Genomic DNA, 18,121 nt, shown 5'->3' with positions numbered 1-18,121 from the left:
CGCCGACGGTGTCGGCGGGGCCCCTCGCGCTATGCGGAGACCGGTGACGGCTCGATGCCCGTGATCTCCAGCTCCCGGCCACTGCGCAGGTCGTTGGAGGGCTGGTCGCAGCGCGGGCACCAGAAGAACGGGGGCATGCCCACCGGGAACTCCTCGGCGCACGGACCGCACCAGGCCTGCCCGGGGACCTGCTCGACCACGAGCCGGGCCCCGGCGAGGGCGGTGCCGTCGCGGGCCACCTCGAAGGCGAAACCGAGGGCGTCGGGGACGACGCCCGCCAGCTCGCCGACCCGGACGGTCACCGTCGAGACGGAGTCCGTCCCGTCCGCCCGGGCCAGCTCATCGGCCCGCTCGATGATCGCGGTCGCGATCGACAGCTCGTGCACGACCGATCACGGATACCGGTTGCCCGCGCGGAAACCGCCGGACATCCGCCAGATCCGCATCTCCCGCCTCAGACTGGGCCACTCCCAGCACAGCGCGGCCAGAACCGCACCGCCCACCAGGACGGCCTGGGCCTTCAGCACCCGCTGTCCACTCATCCCACCGCGCCTGCGCGCGACGGGTCTGCGTGCTCGTTTGACCTTCATTGCGGCGACTCCCTGCTCTTTCTCCTGCCGGATCATGCCGGCGAGATGTTCGGCATGGTGTCCACGAGGGCGTCATGCCGCTTCCAGTGGATCCCCGTGGACCGGCGCGCGTCGGCGGTGCCGTCCTCGTGGTGCCCCTTCTGCTGCGCGTACCGCCCCTTGTTGCCCTGGTGCAGGCCGGCGACGTGTCCGGGGGTGTCGGGCCTGGCCTGGGGCCGGCCCACTCTGATGCTGCCCATGGGGTGCTCTCCTTCCTCGCCTCCGACCTGCGGAGTGCGTGCTCATGGCCGTTCGGTGAGGTCCTCGAAGAACCGCTCGACGGCGGGCCAGACCCGTCCACCGCCGGACAGGCCGCGCCACTCGCGGCGTACGACGGCGACCATCCGGTAGCAGTCGTCGACCGGCACGATCCAGTGATGATCGAGACCGTGGACGGTGTTCACCAGCAGGGCCTCCACGTCGGGTTCCACGGTGGCGAGCCGCGGAACCGTACCGGCCAGTTCCTGCCAGGCCGCCGCGTCCACCTCCCACCGCATGGCCCCCGCCGGGCTCGGGCCCTGCGCGGTGACGGTGCCGTCCGCCCGGGGCACGAAGAAGACCAGACCGACCGGTACGCCCAGCACCGTCGTGTCGATGTGCGGCAGCCGGACGCGGCGCCGGGGCACGAGCCGGTACTGGCCGTCCCCCGCCCCGGCCTCGGCGAACAGCACCGAGCAGGGGCGGCAGGCGCAGCGCACCTCCTCCTGCCCGCTGTCGTGGAGATGGGCGTGCTCCTCGGCGAGAGGCGCGGCGCACAGGTCGCACACCTCCCTCTCGGCCGCCGCCGTACGGTCGGCCGAGGAGCGGATGAGGCGGGCCAGTGCCCCCTCGGAGGTCACTTCGCGCCTCGGTGCGTGATCGTGGTCAGCGGCACGAACGCGGGGGCCGGCGTGCTCGGCAGTGGTTCCACCGCCGTCAGCTCGGGAGCCACGGCGAGGACCGCCGCACGGACCGCGTCGGTGACCTCGGAGCCTCCGCCACCGCCACCGCAGCCGGAGCCGCACCCGCCACCCGACGTCAGGCGCACCCGGGCGACCTGCCCCTCCACCCCGGCCCACTCCACGTCGCCGCCGCGCTCCTGGACGGCCGGCCGCAGCCGCTCGACCGCGCGGGCCGCCCGGCGCTCGGCGGGCTCGGGGTGGATGTCGTGCAGGACCAGCAGATGGCCCAGCAGTTCGTCGTCGGCCAGGTTCTCGGCGAGCGGCCCGTCCGCGTGGTCCATGACGCGGGCCAGTGCCTCGCCGTAGACCTCGGACAGGAGCGCGACCGCCTCGACGGCGGAGCGGGTGGTGGGGCCGGGCGCGGACTCCAGGCCTTCCAGCAGGGTGTCGAGCCGGGCGAGCCGGGCCTCGACGTCCGGGTCGGCCAGGCGGGCGTTGGTGGCCTCAGCCATGGTTCGCCCCGTACGTCGGCGAGTGCAGGGTGGTGAGCGTCTTGCCCTTGCCGACGTACATGTGCACACCGCACGGCAGACAGGGGTCGAAGCTGCGGACCGTGCGCATGATGTCGACGCCCTTGAAGTCGTCCGGCCCGTTCTCCTCGAAGATGGGCTGGCCCTGGACGGCGTCCTCGTACGGGCCGGGGGTGCCGTAGATGTCGCGGGGGCTGGCGTTCCACGGGGTGGGCGGGTACGGGTGGTAGTTGGCGATCTTCTTGTCCTTGATCACCAGGTGGTGGGAGAGGACGCCGCGCACCGCCTCGTGGAAGCCGCAGCCGATCGCCTCGTCGGGCACCTCGTAGTTCTCGAACACCTTGGTCTCGCCCGCGCGCACCATCCCCATGGCCTCTTCGATGAACTGCAGGGCCATGGCGGCCGCGTAGGCGACGAAGTACGGCCGGGCGCGGTCGCGTTCGATGGTGTTGCTCCACTGCGGGATGCGCCACTCCAGGGTGGTCTCCGGCAGGGACTCGCCCTTGGGCAGCGAGATGCGCACGCTGTGGCCGGTGGCCTTGACGTACGGGGTGTCGACGATGCCGCTCAGCGCGGTCGACCACAGCCGGGCGAGGGGGCCGCCGCCGGTGTCGAGGGCGAGGTGCGCGTCGGTCCGCTTGTCGTACCAGCGGGGGCTCATCACCCAGCTGTACTTGTCGTCGAAGTCGCGCTTCTGCGGTACCGGGACGGTGGTCTGGTTCCACGGGTGGCGCATGTCGACGGGGTTGCCGAGCGGGTCGTGCGTGACGAAGGGCGATTCGTTCACCCAGTCCTCGTAGTACGAGCTGCCCAGCATGATGCGCAGGCCGAGGTTGATGTCGACGAGGTTGTTGGTGACCAGTTCGCCGTCGACGATGATGCCGGGGGTGACGTACATGTCCTTGCCCCAGGAGTTCATCGTCTCGTAGCGGTAGTCGACGGTCTGGGGGTTCTGGAAGGCGCCCCAGCAGCCCAGCAGGACACGGCGGCGGCCGACCTCCTCGTAGCCGGGCAGGGCCTCGTAGAAGAAGTCGAAGACGTCGTCGTTCATGGCGACGGCCTTCTTCACGAAGTCGATGACCCGCATGAGCCGGCTGAGGTAGTCGGTGAAGACGGTCGGCTGCGGCATCGTGCCGACACCGCCCGGGTACAGCGTGGAGGGGTGGACGTGCCGCCCCTCCATCAGGCAGAACATCTCGCGGGTGACCCGGCTGACCTTCAGGGCCTCCTTGTAGACCTCGCCCTCGAAGGGGTTGAAGGCCTTCATGATGTCGGCGATGGTGCGGTAGCCGTGGATCTCGCCGCGGGGCGCGTCGGTGCGTTCGGCGCGGGCCAGCAGGCCGGGGTTGGTGGCCTTGACCATCGCCTCGCAGAAGTCCACGAACACCAGGTTGTCCTGGAAGATCGTGTGGTCGAACATGTACTCGGCCGCTTCGCCGAGGTTGACGATGTGCTCGGCCAGCGGGGGCGGCTTGACGCCGTAGGCCATCTGCTGGGCGTAGTCGGAGCAGGTGGTGTGGTTGTCGCCGCAGATGCCGCAGATCCGGGACGTGATGAACCCCGCGTCGCGCGGGTCCTTGCCCTTCATGAACACCGAGTAGCCGCGGAACAGCGACGAGGTGCTGTGGCATTCGACGACTTCCCGGTTGGCGAAGTCGATCTTCGTGTAGATGCCCAGGTTCCCGATGATCCGGGTGATCGGATCCCAGGACATGTCCACGAGTTGTGGGGGCTTGCGCTCCGTGGGCCGGGCCTCGGTGGTGGTCATCTGCGGTACTGCCCCTCGCTGTAGGTGGTCCGGTGGGTGGTGGTGGCGTGCGCGCCCGAGCGCGCGGCGCGGGTCACGAGGGCCGCCAGCGCGGGTCGTAGCCGCTGGTCAGCTTGCGCTTGTTGTGGCGCCACCTGGGCTCGTGGTTGACCAGTTCGTTCGTCACACCGCGCAGCCGGCGGATGACGGCCCCGTAGGGCTTGATGGCCAGGGACGACAGGGTTCCGCCCGGGGGCTCGTCCATGAAGGGCATGAACGCGTCGGGGAAGCCGGGCATCGTGCACCCGATGCAGATGCCGCCGACGTTCGGGCAGCCGCCGATGCCGGCCATCCAGCCGCGCTTGGGCACGTTGCAGTTGACGACCGGACCCCAACAGCCCGTTTTGACCAGGCACTTGGGCGAGTTGTAGTCCTTGGCGAAGCTGGCCTGCTCGTAGTACGAGCCGCGGTCGCAGCCCTCGTGGACCGTCTTGCCGAACAGCCACTGCGGGCGCAGCATGTGGTCCAGCGGCGGCGGGGGCGCGGAACCGGCCGCGTGGTAGAGGACCCAGACCAGGGTCTCCATGAAGTTCTCGGGCTGGATCGGACAGCCGGGCACGTTGACGATGGGCAGCCCACCCTGCGAGGTGTAGTCCCAGCCCAGGTAGTCGGCGAGGCCCATGCAGCCGGTGGGGTTACCGGACATGGCGTGGATGCCGCCGAAGGTGGCGCAGGTGCCGGCGGCCACCACCGCCCAGGCCTTGGGGGCCAGTTGGTCGATCCACCAGTTCAGGGGCTGCGGCTCGCCGGTCTCCGGGTCGTTGCCGAAGGACGTCCAGTAGCCGTCGCCCTCGATGATGTTCTGGTTGGGGACCGAGCCCTCGATGACGAGGATGAACGGGGCCAGTTCGCCGCGTACGGCGGCCCGGTAGGGAGCGAGGAAGTCCTCGCCGCCCAGGCTCGGGGAGAGCACCTTGTTGACCAGGTTCACCTTCGGCAGGCCCGGGATCAGGCCGAGCACCAGGTCCTCGATGGAGGGCTGGTCGGCGGCGGTCAGCGAGACGGTGTCGCCGTCGCAGCTCATGCCCTCGGAGATCCAGAGGATGGTGATCTCGTCGAAGCCCTCACGGTCCTCGGCGCGATCGGGTTCCTTGCTGACCTCGGCTGTACTGCTGTTGGTTGTCATGTCACTCGGCCTCCGCTGCGGGGGTCTCGGAGTCGGTCGTCTGCCGGGCTGGTGCCGCGGCGGGAGCCGGTGCCGACGGCTCGTCCGGGGTTCCGGCGGGCTCGAGTGGTTCGAGCTCGTCGGGCCGGAAGTAGTGGAAGCGGCCGTACCAGGTGTGCAGTTCGGACGCGGGGTCGTCGTCGAGGGTGACGGCGAGGTGCACGCTGCCGTCCACGTCGTGGAAGACGGCGGCGACCTCGGCGGTCCGGCCGGCCAGGAACATGTCCTGGGCGTCGGCGCCTCGTACGCGGGGGCGGAGCCGGACGCGGCTGCCGCCGCCGAGGGGCACGCCGTCGACGAGCACGGTGTCGGTGGTCGGCGAGAGACCGCCGTCGGCGCCCTCCTGCCACCAGGCGGGGCGTTCGGAGGTTGCCGCGGCGGTCGTCGCCGGGGCGACCGGTGCCAGGGAGCGGACGGCGCCGTGGAGCCGTTCGAAGACCTCCTGCGGCATGGTGTCGACCCGGTCGAGGATCGCGGCCGCCCTGGGGTCGGTGGCCCGCGCCTCGCGCTTCTCCTCGTCGGTCAGCAGCATCGTGCGCAGGGTGAGGATCTCGTCGATCTCCGCGGCGTCGTGCAGGTCGCCCGGGCTCTCGGGGGCGACCTGGGGGTGGTCGGGCAGGATGATCGGCGCGGACAGCAGGAGGTGCCCGGCGTCCTCGGCTTCGCCGCCGAGGACGGGGAAGGTGAACTCGTTGCGGCACGAGCGCGCGGGGGCAGCCAGGTCCGTCGGCGGATCGGTGAGCGAGACGAACTCCACCCCGTCGCCGCCGATGAGGGTGTGGGTGGCGATGAGGGCCCGGCGCAGGGCCTCGTCACGCGCGGTCCGTCCTTCCGGTGCGGGCCCGGTGTTGGCCGTCCGCACGCGAAGCCGGCAGAGGTCGTCGGTGAGGCGCTCGGCGGTGACGGTGGTGTCGGCCCGTACCTCGTCGCGGTGCCGTACGACCCGCCCGGCGCCCCCGGGCAGCGGCTCGACGTCCACGCCGGCCGCCGCGCCCACGGGCACGGTGCGTCCCGCGGCGAGAAGCTCGTCGAGGGGGACCACGACCTCGCACGCGCGCGGTACCGCCTCGTCGAAGGTCAGATGCACCGTGCCGTCGTCGGTACGCAGCGATGCGACGGGACGGTGGGCGGAGTCCCCGGGGGCTTCCACCTGCTTGCGCTGCGCCTGGAGGTAGCGGATCCGCACACGGACGGAGGCGTCGCCGGGCCGCCGGATCCGCAGGAGGCACTCGGTCTGCTGGTACCAGGAGTCGGCGGAGCCCGAGACGCCGGGGACGACGGGGCCGTCCGACTCCACCCAGTCCCGGGGGAACAGCACCCCGAACTGCCATCGGACGCGGTTCTTGGCCGAGGACCGGCGGTAGGGGTAGAGGAGGTAGCCCTCGTAGAGGACGGCGTCGGCGACGGCGCTGAGCTGCTCGAAGACGCCCCGGGACCGTTCCGGCGGCTGTTCCGCGCCGCCCGTCGTGGCAGCGCACTCCCTGCCGCCCTCGACCAGTCCCTCCGCCATCGCGCCTCCTCGTCCGTGTCGCACTGCGCATCCCTTCCACCACGGTCACACCGCTCATCCACCCCCGCCTCCTCCGGCCCATCCGGTTGGGCCGTTCGGGGTGGGGAAGTCGTCACCTCATGGACCAGCCCATGAATCACCACCCCCGCACGACCACGAGCCCCGCCGTCACGACCCTGGCCGACCCGCTGGTCAACAAGGGCACCGCCTTCAGCCGGCACGAGCGCGCGGAGCTGGGGCTCGACGGGCTGCTGCCGCCCGCCGTGGAGACCCTGGACGAGCAGGTCGCCCGCGCCTACGAGGCGTTCTACGGCTACGACAAGCCCCTCAACCGGCACATCTATCTCCGGCAGTTGCAGGACACGAACGAGGTGCTCTTCTACCGCCTGGTCACCGAGTACCTGGAGGAGCTGCTGCCCGTCGTCTACACACCGACGGTGGGTGAGGCCTGTCAGCGGTTCAGCGAGATCTACCGGCGGCCGCGCGGGCTGTTCCTGAGCTGGGAGGACCGGCACCGCTTCCGCGACATCCTGCGCAACCGCCCGTACCCGGACCACGACGTGGACGTCGTGGTCGTCACCGACGGACAGCGCATCCTGGGCCTGGGCGACCAGGGCGTCGGTGGCATGGGCATCCCGATCGGCAAGCTCAGCCTGTACACGGCGATCGGCGGCATCCACCCCGCCCGTACGCTGCCGATCCTGCTGGACGTCGGCACGGACAACGAGGCCCTGCTGGACAACCCGCGCTACCTGGGCCGGCGTGACCGCAGGCTGACCGGCGCCGAGTACGACGAGATGATCGAGGCCTTCGTGTCGGCGGTCGAGGCGGAGCTGCCCGGGACGCTGCTCCAGTGGGAGGACTTCGCCACCGCCCACGCCCAGCCGATCCTGGCCCGCTACCGCGACCGGCTGCTCACGTTCAACGACGACATCCAGGGCACGGCTGCCGTCGCGCTCGGCGCCCTGTCCACCGCGGCGGACGTGGCCGGCACTCCGCTGCCCGACCAGCGGCTGGTGATCCTCGGCGCGGGCTCGGCGGCCATCGGCGTCGCCGACATGATCCGTACGGCGATGGTCGACGAGGGGCTGTCGGAGGACGAGGCCACGGCACGTTTCTGGATCCTCGACGTCGACGGCCTGCTGGTGTCCTCGCGCTCCGAGCTGACGCCGCAGCAGCGGGTGTTCGCGCGCGACGACAGCGAGGTGACCGACTGGGACGGCACGGGGCTCGCCGAAGTGGTGCGTCGTGTCGAGCCGACGGCGCTGATCGGGCTGTCGACGGCTCACGGCGCGTTCACCGAGGAGATCGTGCGGCAGATGGCCTCGACGTGCGAGCGGCCGGTCGTCTTCCCGCTCTCCAACCCCACCTCCCACTCCGAGGCCGAGCCCGCCGACCTCACCCGCTGGACCGACGGCCGGGCGCTGATCGCCACCGGCTCGCCCTTCCCGCCGCTGACGGTGGACGGGCGAGAGGTGCCGGTGGCGCAGTCCAACAACGTGTACGTCTTCCCGGCCATGGGGCTCGCGGTGACCGCGAGCCGCGCCACCCGCGTCACCGACCGCATGCTCGTGGCCGCCGCCCGTGCGGTCGCGGAGTGCGCCGTACGGGCGGCGGACGGCGACGACGGGCCCGTGCCGCTGCTGCCGCCCCTGACCGGGATGCGGGACTCCGCCCGCGAGATCGCCCTGGCCGCGGCCCTCGCCGCCGTCGAGGACGGGGTGGCCCCGCAGGCGACGGAGGAGGAGCTGCGCAAGGCGGTCGCGCAGGCGCAGTGGACACCCCGCTACGAGGCCTAGGAGCCCGTCCGAGCACTCCGAAGGACGTACTGTCGGACCCACGACGGTCGACCCCGGAGGCATCGGCAGCATGGACCAGCGGCAGCCCCTCCACGACGACGCGCTGGACGCGGCGGCGGACGCCTTCGAGCGCTTGCGTCCACGGCTGTTCGGCATCGCCTACCGCGTCCTGGGCAGTGTGTCCGAGGCCGAGGACGTGGTGCAGGACGTGTGGCTGCGCTGGCAGGGCGCCGACCGGAGCGCGGTGCGGGATCACGGGGCGTTCCTGGCGAAGATCACCACCCGTCTGGCGATCAACGTGGCCCAGTCGGCGCGGGTGCGCCGCGAGGCCTATGTCGGGCCGTGGCTGCCGGAGCCCGTGGACACGAGCGTCGATCCGCAGGTCGGCGCGGAGCGCGGCGAGGCCCTGGGGCTGGCCGTGCTGCTGGTCCTGGAGCGGCTGAATCCCGTGGAGCGGGCGGCGTACGTGCTGCGGGAGGCGTTCGACTACGCGTACGACGAGATCGCGGGCATGCTGGAGCTGAGCCAGGCCAACACGCGGCAGATCGTCAGCCGGGCCCGCAAGCGGCTGTCCGCCGAGCGCCGGGAACCGGTCGACACGGCGCAGCACCGGCGCCTGCTCGACGCCTTCGTGGCCGCCGCGCGGCACGGTGACGTGGCCGCGCTGGAGACCGTGTTGTCGGCCGACGTCGTCGCGTACGCGGACGGCAACGGCATGCGCGGCGTGGCGCGGCTGGAGATCGTGGGGGCCGGGCGCGTGGCCAGGGTGACGGCCTTCGCCCGGAAGTTCTTCCCCGGGGCCGACTACGGCATAGTCCAGGCCAACGGACAGCCCAGCCTGCTGCTCGCCCGGGACGGGGTGGCCGTCGCCCTGGTGAGCGCCACCGTGGGGCCGGACGGCATCGACGGGCTCTACTGGGTCCTGACACCGGACAAGCTGAGGGCGTACGAGCGGTCGGCCCGCAGGCTCACCGACCGCTCGTAGCCCCTGGTCTCGTCAGTGCTGCTGGAGCCACTCCTCGTAGCGGACGGCCGAGAGGTGCGCGGTCTCGTCGCCGGTGAGCACGTCGGGCATCCCCGCGAACAGGCCGGCGGTCTCGTCCGTGACGACGGTCCGGCCGTCCGGCTGCGCCGCCAGGGTGATCTCACCGAACCGGTCAAGGCCGTGGGTCTCGGGTCCGGCGATGTTGCGGATGCCGTTCGACGGTTCGCCCTGCGCCGCCTCGGCGACGGCTGCGGCCACCTCGGCGGAGGCGATCGGACGCAGCCGCAGGGACGGCAGGCGCACCTCGCCGCCCTCGGTGGACATGTCCATCACCGGGGCGATGAACTCGAAGAACTGGGTGGCGCGCACGAGGCTGTAGGGCACGCCGCTGCCGCGCACGGCGTTCTCCTGGGCGACCTTGGCCTCGTAGTAGCCGTAGCCGGGCACCTGGTCGACACCGACGATGGACAGTCCGACATGGTGCCGGACGCCCGCCTCCTTCTCGGCGGCGAACAGGTTCCGCGCCGAGCGGGTGAAGAAGTCCAGGGCCGGTTCGGTGTCGAAGGACGGCGAGTTCGACACGTCCACGACCACGTCCGCGCCCTTGAGGACCTCGGCAAGGCCCTCGCCGGTGAGGGTGTCGACGCCCGTGGTGGGGGCGGCGGCCACGGCCTCGTGTCCCTTGTCACGCAGCAGCGTGACCACCTGCGAGCCGATGAGGCCCGTACCGCCGACGACCACGATCTTCATCACTGTCTCCGTTCACTGGTTGGCTGACTCACCAGAGAGACAGGGCGGTGTCCGGCTCTGTGACAGCCGGCGGAGATTTCACTCCGTCGGGACGGTGTCCGGCAGGCCGAGTGCGGTGGAGACATGGCGCCATACGGAGGTGAGGGCCGAGTCGAGGGTGACCGTCGGGTCGCGCAGCATCAGGCGGATGCCGTAGCCGTCGCTCAGGGACAGCACGAGCGTGCTGAGGTCGTCGACGTCGGTCGGCGTGAACTCGCCGGAGTCGATGCCGCGCCGTACCGCGTCCCCCACCCAGGCGTGCAGCTGCGCGTAGAGGTCCACGGCGAAGACCCGGGTGGCCTCGTCGCGCAGCGCCCTGACCCAGAGTTCCTGCCAGAGCCGCCAGTCCTGGTGGAGCTGGGGATCGGTCGGCAGCAGGTTGCGCAGGATGCGGGCCAGGATGACCGCCGCTGGGGCCGTTTCCGCGTCCCGTTCGAGGTCGACGGCCGTGTGGGCGAATGAGTGGGTCATCGCCTCGGTGAACAGCTTCTCGCGGGTGTCGAAGTGGTAGTGGAGCAGCGCCGTCGACACTCCGGCGCGCTCGGCGACCATGCGCATGCGGATCTTCTCGAACCCGATGTCGGCGATGACCTCGCACGCCGCAGTCAGGATGCGCTCGCGCGTGTCTGCCGTGCGCACCTTGGTGGACACCCTGCGGCTCCCCTCGTTCGGTGGTCGTACGCCATGACCATCTTCCCTCACGGCCGGCTCGCGGGTACGGGGGCCTCCTGCCGCGGTTCTTCGTCGTACGTGTGGAAGCCCCGCCCGGACTTCCGCCCCAGCAGACCGGCCTCCACCATCCGGGACAGCAACGGGGGCGGGGAGTACTGGGGCTCGCGGAACTCGGCGTACAGCGACTCGGCGATGGCGCGTGTGGTGTCGAGGCCGATCAGGTCCGTCAGGGCCAGCGGGCCCAGCGGATGCGCACACCCGAGGACCATGCCCCGGTCGACGTCCTCGACGGTCGCGCTGCCCGACTCCACCATGCGGACGGCGGCCAGCAGATACGGCACGAGCAGCGCGTTGACGACGAACCCGGCCTTGTCCCGGGTGCGGACCACTTCCTTGCCGAGGGTGCCGGTCACGAACTCCTCGGCCCGTGCCGCCGTGACGGGCGAGGTGAGCAGCGACGGCACCAGCTCGACGAGACGCAGGACGGGCACGGGGTTGAAGAAGTGCACCCCGACGACCCGGTCGGGCCGGGTCGTCGCGGCGGCGAGCCTGATGACCGGGATGGAGGAGGTGTTGGTCGCCAGGATGGTGCGGTCGCCGGTGATCACCGAGTCGAGGCGGGTGAAGACGTCGACCTTGAGGGCCTCGTCCTCGGCGACCGCTTCGATGACCAGGTCGTGGTCGTGCAGCGCCTCGAGTTCATGCACGACGGTGATCAGTGCTGTGGCGGCCTCCCGTCGTTCGTCGCTCAGTCTGCCGTGTGCGGTGGCCCGGTCGAGCGAGCGGCCGATGCGGAGGCGGCCGGCCCGGGCCGCCTCCGCGTCGCGCTCCACGACCGTGACCGGTACGTCGGCCCGTGCGCAGACCTCGGCGATGCCGGCGCCCATCAGCCCGCAGCCGACGACTCCCACGCGCTTGATGTCGGTCATCCGTCTCCCTCTCTCCGGTCTGCGGCGGTACGGGTCAGGCGCCGGGCAGGTCCAGGACGCCCGTGCCGCGCTTGACGAGTTCGTTGGCGATGATCAGCCGCTGGATCTCGGAAGTGCCCTCCCAGATGCGGTCCACGCGCAGCTCGCGGTAGAGCCGTTCGACGGCGTAGGAGCGGTCGTAGCCCCGGCCGCCGTGGATCTGGAGGCACCGGTCGATGACCCGGCCCGAGGCCTCGCTCGCCGAGAGTTTGGCGATGGCCGCCTTGGCGTGCAGGGTCTTGCGGTCCTCGTCCGTGGCCTGGTCGATCTCCCAGGCGACCTGGTGGGTGTAGGCGCGGTTGACGGCGATGTCCACGGCGCAGTCGGCGAGCATGCCCTGGATCAGCTGGTACGAGGAGATCGGCGCCCCGAACTGCTCCCGCTCCACGGCCCAGTCACGGGAGAGTTCCAGTGCCCGCTCGGCCGCGCCGATGGTGCGGGCGGCGATCATCAGGCGCTCCTCGGTGAACCAGGAGCGCGTGATGTCGTAGCCCTCTCCGATGCCGCCGAGGACGGCGTCGTCGCCGACCTGGACGTCGGTGAAGGTGAACTCGGGGTGCTCGTAGACGAAGGTGTGCATCCAGCGCGGGACCCGGGTCATCTCGATGCCGGGGGTGTCCTTGTCGACCAGGAAGAGGGTCGGTGCGCGCTCCGGGCCGGCCGCCGCGAGCACGATCATGAAGTCGGCGTGGTCGCCGACGGTCACGAACCACTTCTCGCCGTTGAGCACCCAGCCCTGGTCGTTCCTGGTGGCGGTGGTGGCGAGGTTCTGCGGGTCGGACCCGGCGCCGGGCTCGGTGACGGCGTAGCAGTCGCGCCGCTCGCCGTTGATCACCGGGATCAGGAACCGCTCGCGCTGCTCGGGGGTGCAGAAGCGGAGCGCGTTGGCGGGCCGCCACACCATGTCCCACAGGGCGCCGGTGAGCCGCCCCAACTCCTCCTGCACGGTGGCCTGTTCGGCGATGGCGAGTCCGGCGCCGCCCCACTCGGCGGGCATGTTGACGGCCTGGAGTCCGGCGTCGAGGACGGCGTCACGGATCTTGGCGTGCGCGTCGGCGGGCAGGCCGTTGTCCTCCTCGCACTGGGTCTCGTACGTGGCGATGAAGTCGGTGAGGGCGCGCGCGTCGGCCTTGAGCTGTGCCTGGCGCGGGGTGAGGCGGAAGTCCATGGAAGTCCTCGCTGGTGAAGGGAAGGGAGTCAGTGCGTGGGCAGGGCGAGGGCGCGGGTGCCGCGCTTGATGAGTTCGTTGGCGATGATCAGCCGCTGGATCTCGGAGGTGCCCTCCCAGATCCGGTCGACGCGCAGTTCGCGGTACATGCGCTCCACGGGGTAGGTGCGGTCGTAGCCCCGGCCGCCGAAGATCTGCAGACAGCGGTCGGCGACCCGGCCGGCGGCCTCGCTGGCGGCGAGCTTGGCGGTGGAGGCCTTGGCGTGCAGCGTCTTGCGGTCGGTGCCGGGCTGGTCGGCCTCCCAGGCGACCTGGTGGGTGTAGGCGCGGTTGACGGCGATGTCCACGGCGCAGTCGGCGAGCATGCCCTGGATCAGCTGGTACGAGGCGATGGGCGCCCCGAACTGCTCGCGCTCCACGGCCCAGTCCCGGGCGAGTTGGAGAGCACGCTCGGCCGCGCCGACCGTGCGGGCCGCGATCATCAGGCGTTCGTCGGTGAACCACTCCTTGGTCAGCTCGTAGCCGTTGCCGACGCCGCCGAGCACGTCCTCGTCGGCCACGAAGACGTCGGTGAAGGTGAACTCGGGGTGCCCGTTGACGGCGGAGTGCATGAAGTGCGGGACGCGGGTCATCTCGACGCCGGGCGCGGCCCGGTCCACGAAGAACAGCGTGGGCTGGCGCTCGACTCCGGCGTCCGCCTGCACCAGCAGGAAGTCGGCGATGTCGCCGCAGGTGACGAACCACTTCTCGCCGTTGAGCACCCAGCCGCCGTCGGTGCGGTCGGCAGTGGAGGTGCCGGAGGACGGGTCGGATCCCGCGCCCGGCTCGGTCACCGCGAACGCGTCGAACTTCTCCGCGCGGATCACCGGCAGCAGGTACTTCTCGCGCTGCCGCTCGTCGCCGTAGGCCAGGACGTTGGCGGGCCGCCAGGGGATGTCCCACAGGCAGTTGGTGACCTTGCCGAACTCCTCCTCGACGATGACCTGGTCGAGCAGGCTGAGCCCGGCGCCGCCCCACTCGGCGGGCATGTTGATGGCGTAGACACCGGCGTCCATGGCGGCCCGGGTCAGTTCGGTCACGAGCTGCTGCGGCAGGGGTCCGCCGGCCTGCTCGGACTGGTCCTCGTAGCGCATGAGCAGCCGTGCGTACTCGGCGGCGCGACGCTTCAGGTCGGTCTGCTCGGGGGTGTAACGCAGGTCCATGGGGGCCTCTTCCAGTGGGGTCAGGCGAGTACGGCGCGGGAGTCGAGGGCGAGCACGCCGTCGGGGCGTACGAGCAGGGGGTTGACCTCGATCTCGGCGATCTCCGGGTGGGCGGCGGCGAACGCCGTGATCGTCTCGACGGCCTTCGCGGCGGCGACGACGTCGACGGGGGGCTTGCCGCGTACCCCGTCGAGCAGGGCGGCGGTGCGCAGTCCGCGCAGCAGGGTCTCGGCCCGGTCGGCGGACACGGGGGCGAGGGTGAAGGCGACGTCGTGCAGAGCCTCCGCCAGCACACCGCCCAAGCCCACCATGGCGACAGGGCCGAAGCGCGGGTCCTGGTTGACGCCCACGATCAGCTCGATGCCGTCGGTCAGATCGGCCATGGCCTCCACGGAGTAGGAGGAGGCACCGAGCCGGGCATGCATCTCGCGGAAGGCGGCGAGCAGTTCGCCGGACCCGGCCAGGCCGAGTGCCACTCCCCCGGCGTCGGACTTGTGCAGGAGGTGGAGCGCCTTGAGGACGTACGGTCCCCCGAACTCCTCGGCGACGGCCAGGAGTCCGGCCTCGTCGTGGACCTCACGGGCGGCGGGGAAGGCGAGCCCGGCTTCCTCCAGGGCTCTGCGGGTCTCCAGGTAGCCGCTCTCGCGCAGCGGGGACGCCGGCCGGGGCAGCGGTGTGACCCCGGTGCGCCGGCCGACGGGAGCCGTGGCGGCGAGGGCGCGGGCCGCGTCCTCGGTGGCGGCGAAGACCGGTATGCCGGCGGCGGCGAGCGTGCGGCAGCTCGGGGACTCGGGGTACATCGACTGCACCACGAGGGGCTTGGCGGTGGCGCGCTGCCGGGCGGCGATGAGGCGGGCGGCGTCCTGTTCCCCGGCCGCGAGCGCCGCACCGCCACCGCCGAGACCGCCGCCGGCGGCCGCGTAGCCGCCGAAGTAGCCGGTCATCAGCACGGCGTCGACCTCTTCGGCCGCCAGGAGGGCATCGACGGTCCCAGCGTACGAACCGGGGTCCTGCTCGCCCATCCCTGCGAGGTCCACCGGGTTGGCGACGGCCGACTGTGCCCAGAGGCCCTCCCGCAGTTGCCGCCTGGTCGGCTCCCGGAGTTCGGGCACGGCCAGCCCGGCCGCCTCGACGGCGTCGGCGGCGACGACGCCGTGCCCGCCGCCGTCCGTGAGCACGGCGACCCGGCGCCCCGAAGCCCGGCGACCGCCGCTCGACGCGGCCAGAGCGACGGTGAGTTCGCGCGGGGTGGCGACCAGTTCCACACCGGCGTCCCGGCAGGCCGCGGTCACGACATCGGCCGAGGTGGTGAGGGCGCCGGTGTGCGACTGCGCGCTGCGCGCGGAGGCGTCTCCTCGTCCGGCGGTGAGCAGCACGACGGGCTTCCCGGCCTCTGCCGCCGCCTCGGCGAAGGCGCGTCCGTCGCCGAAGTCCTCGGCGTAGACCGCGATGGCCTGGGTGCCCTCGTGCAGGGCACAGTCGGCGAGCAGATCGACGAGGGTGACATCGGCCTGGTTGCCGAGCGACACGAACCGGGAGAAGCCGAGGCCGTGCGGGCGGAAGCGGAGCTGGAGTTCGAGGGCGAGGTTGCCACTCTGGCTGAGCAGCGCGACGCCGCCGGGCGTGAAGGTGTCGGAGGCCAGGAAGAGGTCGGTGGTGTTGTCGGCGATCCCCAGGCAGTTGGGCCCGACCATCACGGCACCGGCGGCACGGACACGCTCTGCGACGGCCTGCTGCCGTGTCCGCCCCGCCTCGCCCGTCTCGGCGAACCCGGCGGTGATCGCGACGATCGCCCGGGCCCCGCACCGCAGGGCCTCGTCGACGGCGTCCTCGAAACCTGCGGCGGGCACGGAGACCACCGCCAGGTCGACGGGTTCGCCGATGGCGCTCAGGCTGGGGGCGACGGTGCGGCCGAGCACCGTGCCGCCGCGGCGGTTGACCATGTGCACGGGGCGCCGGCCGTTGGCACGGACGGCCTGGGCGGCGATGGCGTGGCCGTACTTGGCCGGGTCGTCGCTGGCTCCGACGACGGCGACGGAGACGGGGTCGAAGAGAGCGGAGAGGTCGCGTCCCATGTCACTTCTCCAGCCGCAGCGCGGAGTTGGGGCAGGCGGCGACGGCGGCCTCGGCGGCCTCTTCGTCGCCGTCCGGCACCTCGGCCGGGCGGACCTGCGCATAGCCCCACTCGTCGAGCTCGATCAGTTCGGGTGCGGGTTCCTGGCAGAGGCCGTAGCCATGGCAGCGGGTGGAGTCCAGCAGGAGTTTCATGGCGGGTCCTTTCGGAGCGGCGGGGGCCGGGGGACGTTGGGGGGGGAGCGGGGTGTGGCTCAGGGCACCGGCACGGTGAAGCGGCGCCCGTCCTCGGGTGCGGCGCCTGCGCAGGCGGGGCAGCCGGGGAGGTGGTGGGTGTCGATCCGGTCCGGGAAGTGGGTGAGGAGGGTGCCCGCGATCCGGGCGGCCGCGTCGAGCAGCCCACAGGCCCCGCGGCCCGGCAGTTGCTCCGACCAGCGGCGCAGCTTGCCGACCGCGTCGTGGTCGGCCTCGCCGTGTGCGACGGCCGCGAGGGTCCTGGCCAGCGCCCCCGTACCGGACACGCACACCCCGCACTGCCGGGTGCTCTGTGCCGCGAGATAGGCGACGGCCTCGACGGCCACCGCCACCGGGCAGTCCTCCGGACCGGGGAAGTACAGCGCTCCGCACCCGAGCGCACCGCCGGCCGCGCGCAGCTGGTCCTGGTCGAGCGGCAGGTCCGTCCAGCCCTCGCCGTACAGACCGCCGAACAGGCCGCCCAGCAGCACCGCTTCCGCCGTGCCGTACCCGCAGAGGTCGGCGAGGACCTTCAGATGCGTACCGGCGGGCACCTCGACGAGCGCCGCGTCGGCGGCACCCGAGAGGGTCACCAGATGGGCACCGGCGACGAGGTCCGTGGCGTCGGGCCGCGCGTGGATCATCGCGATACGGGCCAGGGTCTCCACGTTGGCGACGAGGGTGGGCGCGCCCCCGACCCCGCTTTCGAACGGGCGCGGTGGTTTCGCGGTCGGCAGGGCAGGACCGCCGTCGATCCGTCGTACGACCGCCGTCTCCTCCCCCGCGACGTAGGTGTGCTCCGTCCGTACGACGTCCAGGGGCAGGTCGGCAGGACGCTCGGCGAGCGCGCGCCGGACGGCCTGCTCGGCCAGGTCGTCGGAGAGGTACACACAGCCGCGTCCGGCCCGGGTGACGGCGGCGGTCAGCCGCAGTCCGTCCAGGACCGCATGCGGCCGGTGGCGCAGCAGCCAGCGGTCCTTGACGGAGCCGGGCTCGCCCTCTTCGCCATTGGCGACGACGACGTGCGGGCCCGGTGCGTCCCGGACGGCACGGAGCTTGACGGCGGCGGGGAAACCGGCGCCGCCGCGGCCGCGCAGCCCCGCGGTGGCGATCAGGTCGAGCAACCGGTCGGGGTCGGGCAGCGGCGCGTAGCCGCCGTCGGCGAGATACCGGGAGAGGTCCTCGGAGCCTGCGGGCGACGGGACGAGGATGCCTTCGGGGAGGAGGGAGATCACGTCGGTCACAGGGTGCTCCCGAGCTCGGAGTGTCCCAGGGGTGCGCGAGACCTCAGCCGGACCAACGCCCGCTCCAGTTCCCGCCGCTGTCCGGCGGTGTGCTCGTAGCCGGCGCCGGGCAGGCCGATCAGCATGCGGTGGTGGTCGAGGACGACCTCCCCGGCCAGCAGCGCCGCCTCTGGGTCGGCGGTGCGGGATTCCGCCGCCTCGACGACCAGATCCGTGACTTCGCGCAGGTAGCGCAGCCAGCCGCGCTGTGTGCCGCGCAGCACCAGCCGCTCGACCCGCTGTCGCTCGGCGGCGACGAGGGGCGACGGCGGGCGGCCGTCCGCCCGGGCCCGCAGGGCGGCCACCGCGCTGGGCAGCTCCTGTTCGGGCTCAGGCGTGAGGCCGAGCCAAACCAGACTTCGGCGAGCGCTCATGCGTGCCTCCGGGGTCGCGCCGCCTCCGGGTGGGCCGGAGACGGGGGTGGCG

Annotated in this window: 19 protein-coding genes; 2 read left to right on the top strand and 17 right to left on the bottom strand. The window is 72.1% G+C overall.

All coding sequences use genetic code 11. The features are described 5' to 3' along the window. Positions 1-29: 29 nt before the first annotated feature. The 8 genes from hypA to ACFT4A_RS15910 form a co-directional block, all read right to left on the bottom strand. A complete protein-coding gene (gene hypA / locus ACFT4A_RS15945) occupies positions 30-386 on the bottom strand; it encodes a hydrogenase maturation nickel metallochaperone HypA (RefSeq protein ID WP_382830258.1) in 357 nt (118 codons plus the stop codon). A gap of 6 nt (positions 387-392) precedes the next feature. After that, positions 393-542, bottom strand: a complete 150-nt coding sequence (locus ACFT4A_RS15940) for a hypothetical protein (protein ID WP_382830256.1) — start codon at positions 540-542, stop codon at positions 393-395. A gap of 80 nt (positions 543-622) precedes the next feature. Beyond that, entirely contained in the window at positions 623-829 is a 207-nt protein-coding gene (locus ACFT4A_RS15935; RefSeq protein WP_382830254.1) for a hypothetical protein, read from the bottom strand. Positions 830-871: 42 nt separating this feature from the next. Next, the gene (locus ACFT4A_RS15930) at positions 872-1,468 is read right to left on the bottom strand and encodes a DUF5947 family protein (protein ID WP_382830252.1); all 597 of its coding nucleotides are present in this window, start codon (positions 1,466-1,468) and stop codon (positions 872-874) included. After that, positions 1,465-2,022: a NifU family protein gene (locus ACFT4A_RS15925; RefSeq protein ID WP_382830251.1), complete on the bottom strand. Its 558-nt coding sequence runs from the start codon at positions 2,020-2,022 to the stop codon at positions 1,465-1,467. The genes ACFT4A_RS15930 and ACFT4A_RS15925 overlap by 4 nt, the downstream gene beginning before the upstream one ends. Continuing rightward, positions 2,015-3,808, bottom strand: a complete 1,794-nt coding sequence (locus ACFT4A_RS15920) for a nickel-dependent hydrogenase large subunit (RefSeq protein WP_189725117.1) — start codon at positions 3,806-3,808, stop codon at positions 2,015-2,017. The genes ACFT4A_RS15925 and ACFT4A_RS15920 overlap by 8 nt, the downstream gene beginning before the upstream one ends. 73 nt (positions 3,809-3,881) lie before the next feature. Then, a complete protein-coding gene (locus ACFT4A_RS15915; protein WP_382830248.1) occupies positions 3,882-4,973 on the bottom strand; it encodes a hydrogenase expression protein HypE in 1,092 nt (363 codons plus the stop codon). 1 nt (position 4,974) lies between these two features. Further along, positions 4,975-6,522 (bottom strand): hypothetical protein, encoded by a 1,548-nt coding sequence (locus tag ACFT4A_RS15910; protein ID WP_382830245.1) that lies wholly within the window; start codon positions 6,520-6,522, stop codon positions 4,975-4,977. Positions 6,523-6,641: 119 nt separating this feature from the next. Here ACFT4A_RS15910 and ACFT4A_RS15905 point away from each other — a divergent pair, with 119 nt between their 5' ends. Beyond that, positions 6,642-8,321, top strand: coding sequence for an NAD-dependent malic enzyme (locus ACFT4A_RS15905; protein WP_382830243.1), 1,680 nt, complete (start codon positions 6,642-6,644; stop codon positions 8,319-8,321). A gap of 70 nt (positions 8,322-8,391) precedes the next feature. After that, positions 8,392-9,306 (top strand): RNA polymerase sigma-70 factor, encoded by a 915-nt coding sequence (locus ACFT4A_RS15900; protein WP_382830240.1) that lies wholly within the window; start codon positions 8,392-8,394, stop codon positions 9,304-9,306. 12 nt (positions 9,307-9,318) lie between these two features. Here the strand turns inward: ACFT4A_RS15900 and ACFT4A_RS15895 are convergent, their stop codons facing one another. From ACFT4A_RS15895 to ACFT4A_RS15855, 9 genes are all read right to left on the bottom strand, one after another. Then, entirely contained in the window at positions 9,319-10,056 is a 738-nt protein-coding gene (locus ACFT4A_RS15895; protein WP_382830237.1) for an SDR family oxidoreductase, read from the bottom strand. A 78-nt stretch (positions 10,057-10,134) separates the two neighbouring features. Next, positions 10,135-10,746, bottom strand: a complete 612-nt coding sequence (locus ACFT4A_RS15890) for a TetR/AcrR family transcriptional regulator (RefSeq protein ID WP_382830234.1) — start codon at positions 10,744-10,746, stop codon at positions 10,135-10,137. A 47-nt stretch (positions 10,747-10,793) separates the two neighbouring features. After that, complete coding sequence (locus tag ACFT4A_RS15885) at positions 10,794-11,696, bottom strand: 3-hydroxybutyryl-CoA dehydrogenase (protein WP_382830231.1); 903 nt, start codon at positions 11,694-11,696, stop codon at positions 10,794-10,796. Between the two features lie 34 nt (positions 11,697-11,730). Then, positions 11,731-12,903, bottom strand: coding sequence for an acyl-CoA dehydrogenase family protein (locus ACFT4A_RS15880; RefSeq protein WP_382830230.1), 1,173 nt, complete (start codon positions 12,901-12,903; stop codon positions 11,731-11,733). 29 nt (positions 12,904-12,932) lie between these two features. Beyond that, positions 12,933-14,105, bottom strand: a complete 1,173-nt coding sequence (locus ACFT4A_RS15875; protein ID WP_382830227.1) for an acyl-CoA dehydrogenase family protein — start codon at positions 14,103-14,105, stop codon at positions 12,933-12,935. A 20-nt stretch (positions 14,106-14,125) separates the two neighbouring features. After that, entirely contained in the window at positions 14,126-16,180 is a 2,055-nt protein-coding gene (locus ACFT4A_RS15870; protein ID WP_382830224.1) for an acetate--CoA ligase family protein, read from the bottom strand. A 1-nt stretch (position 16,181) separates the two neighbouring features. Beyond that, positions 16,182-16,373 carry a ferredoxin gene (locus ACFT4A_RS15865; protein ID WP_376385194.1) on the bottom strand — a complete coding sequence of 64 codons (192 nt, stop codon included), beginning with the start codon at positions 16,371-16,373 and terminating at the stop codon, positions 16,182-16,184. Positions 16,374-16,432: 59 nt separating this feature from the next. Next, a complete protein-coding gene (locus ACFT4A_RS15860) occupies positions 16,433-17,656 on the bottom strand; it encodes an NADH-ubiquinone oxidoreductase-F iron-sulfur binding region domain-containing protein (protein ID WP_382830221.1) in 1,224 nt (407 codons plus the stop codon). Next, entirely contained in the window at positions 17,653-18,069 is a 417-nt protein-coding gene (locus ACFT4A_RS15855) for a hypothetical protein (protein ID WP_382830219.1), read from the bottom strand. Before ACFT4A_RS15855 ends, ACFT4A_RS15860 begins: the two co-directional genes overlap by 4 nt. Positions 18,070-18,121: the final 52 nt, after the last annotated feature.

This window comes from Streptomyces sp. NPDC057099 (genome assembly GCF_042671245.1).
Taxonomy (GTDB): domain Bacteria; phylum Actinomycetota; class Actinomycetes; order Streptomycetales; family Streptomycetaceae; genus Streptomyces; species Streptomyces purpurascens.
The sequence above is the reverse complement of the archived record's forward strand: the minus strand, read 5'-3'. Positions and strand labels throughout refer to the sequence as shown.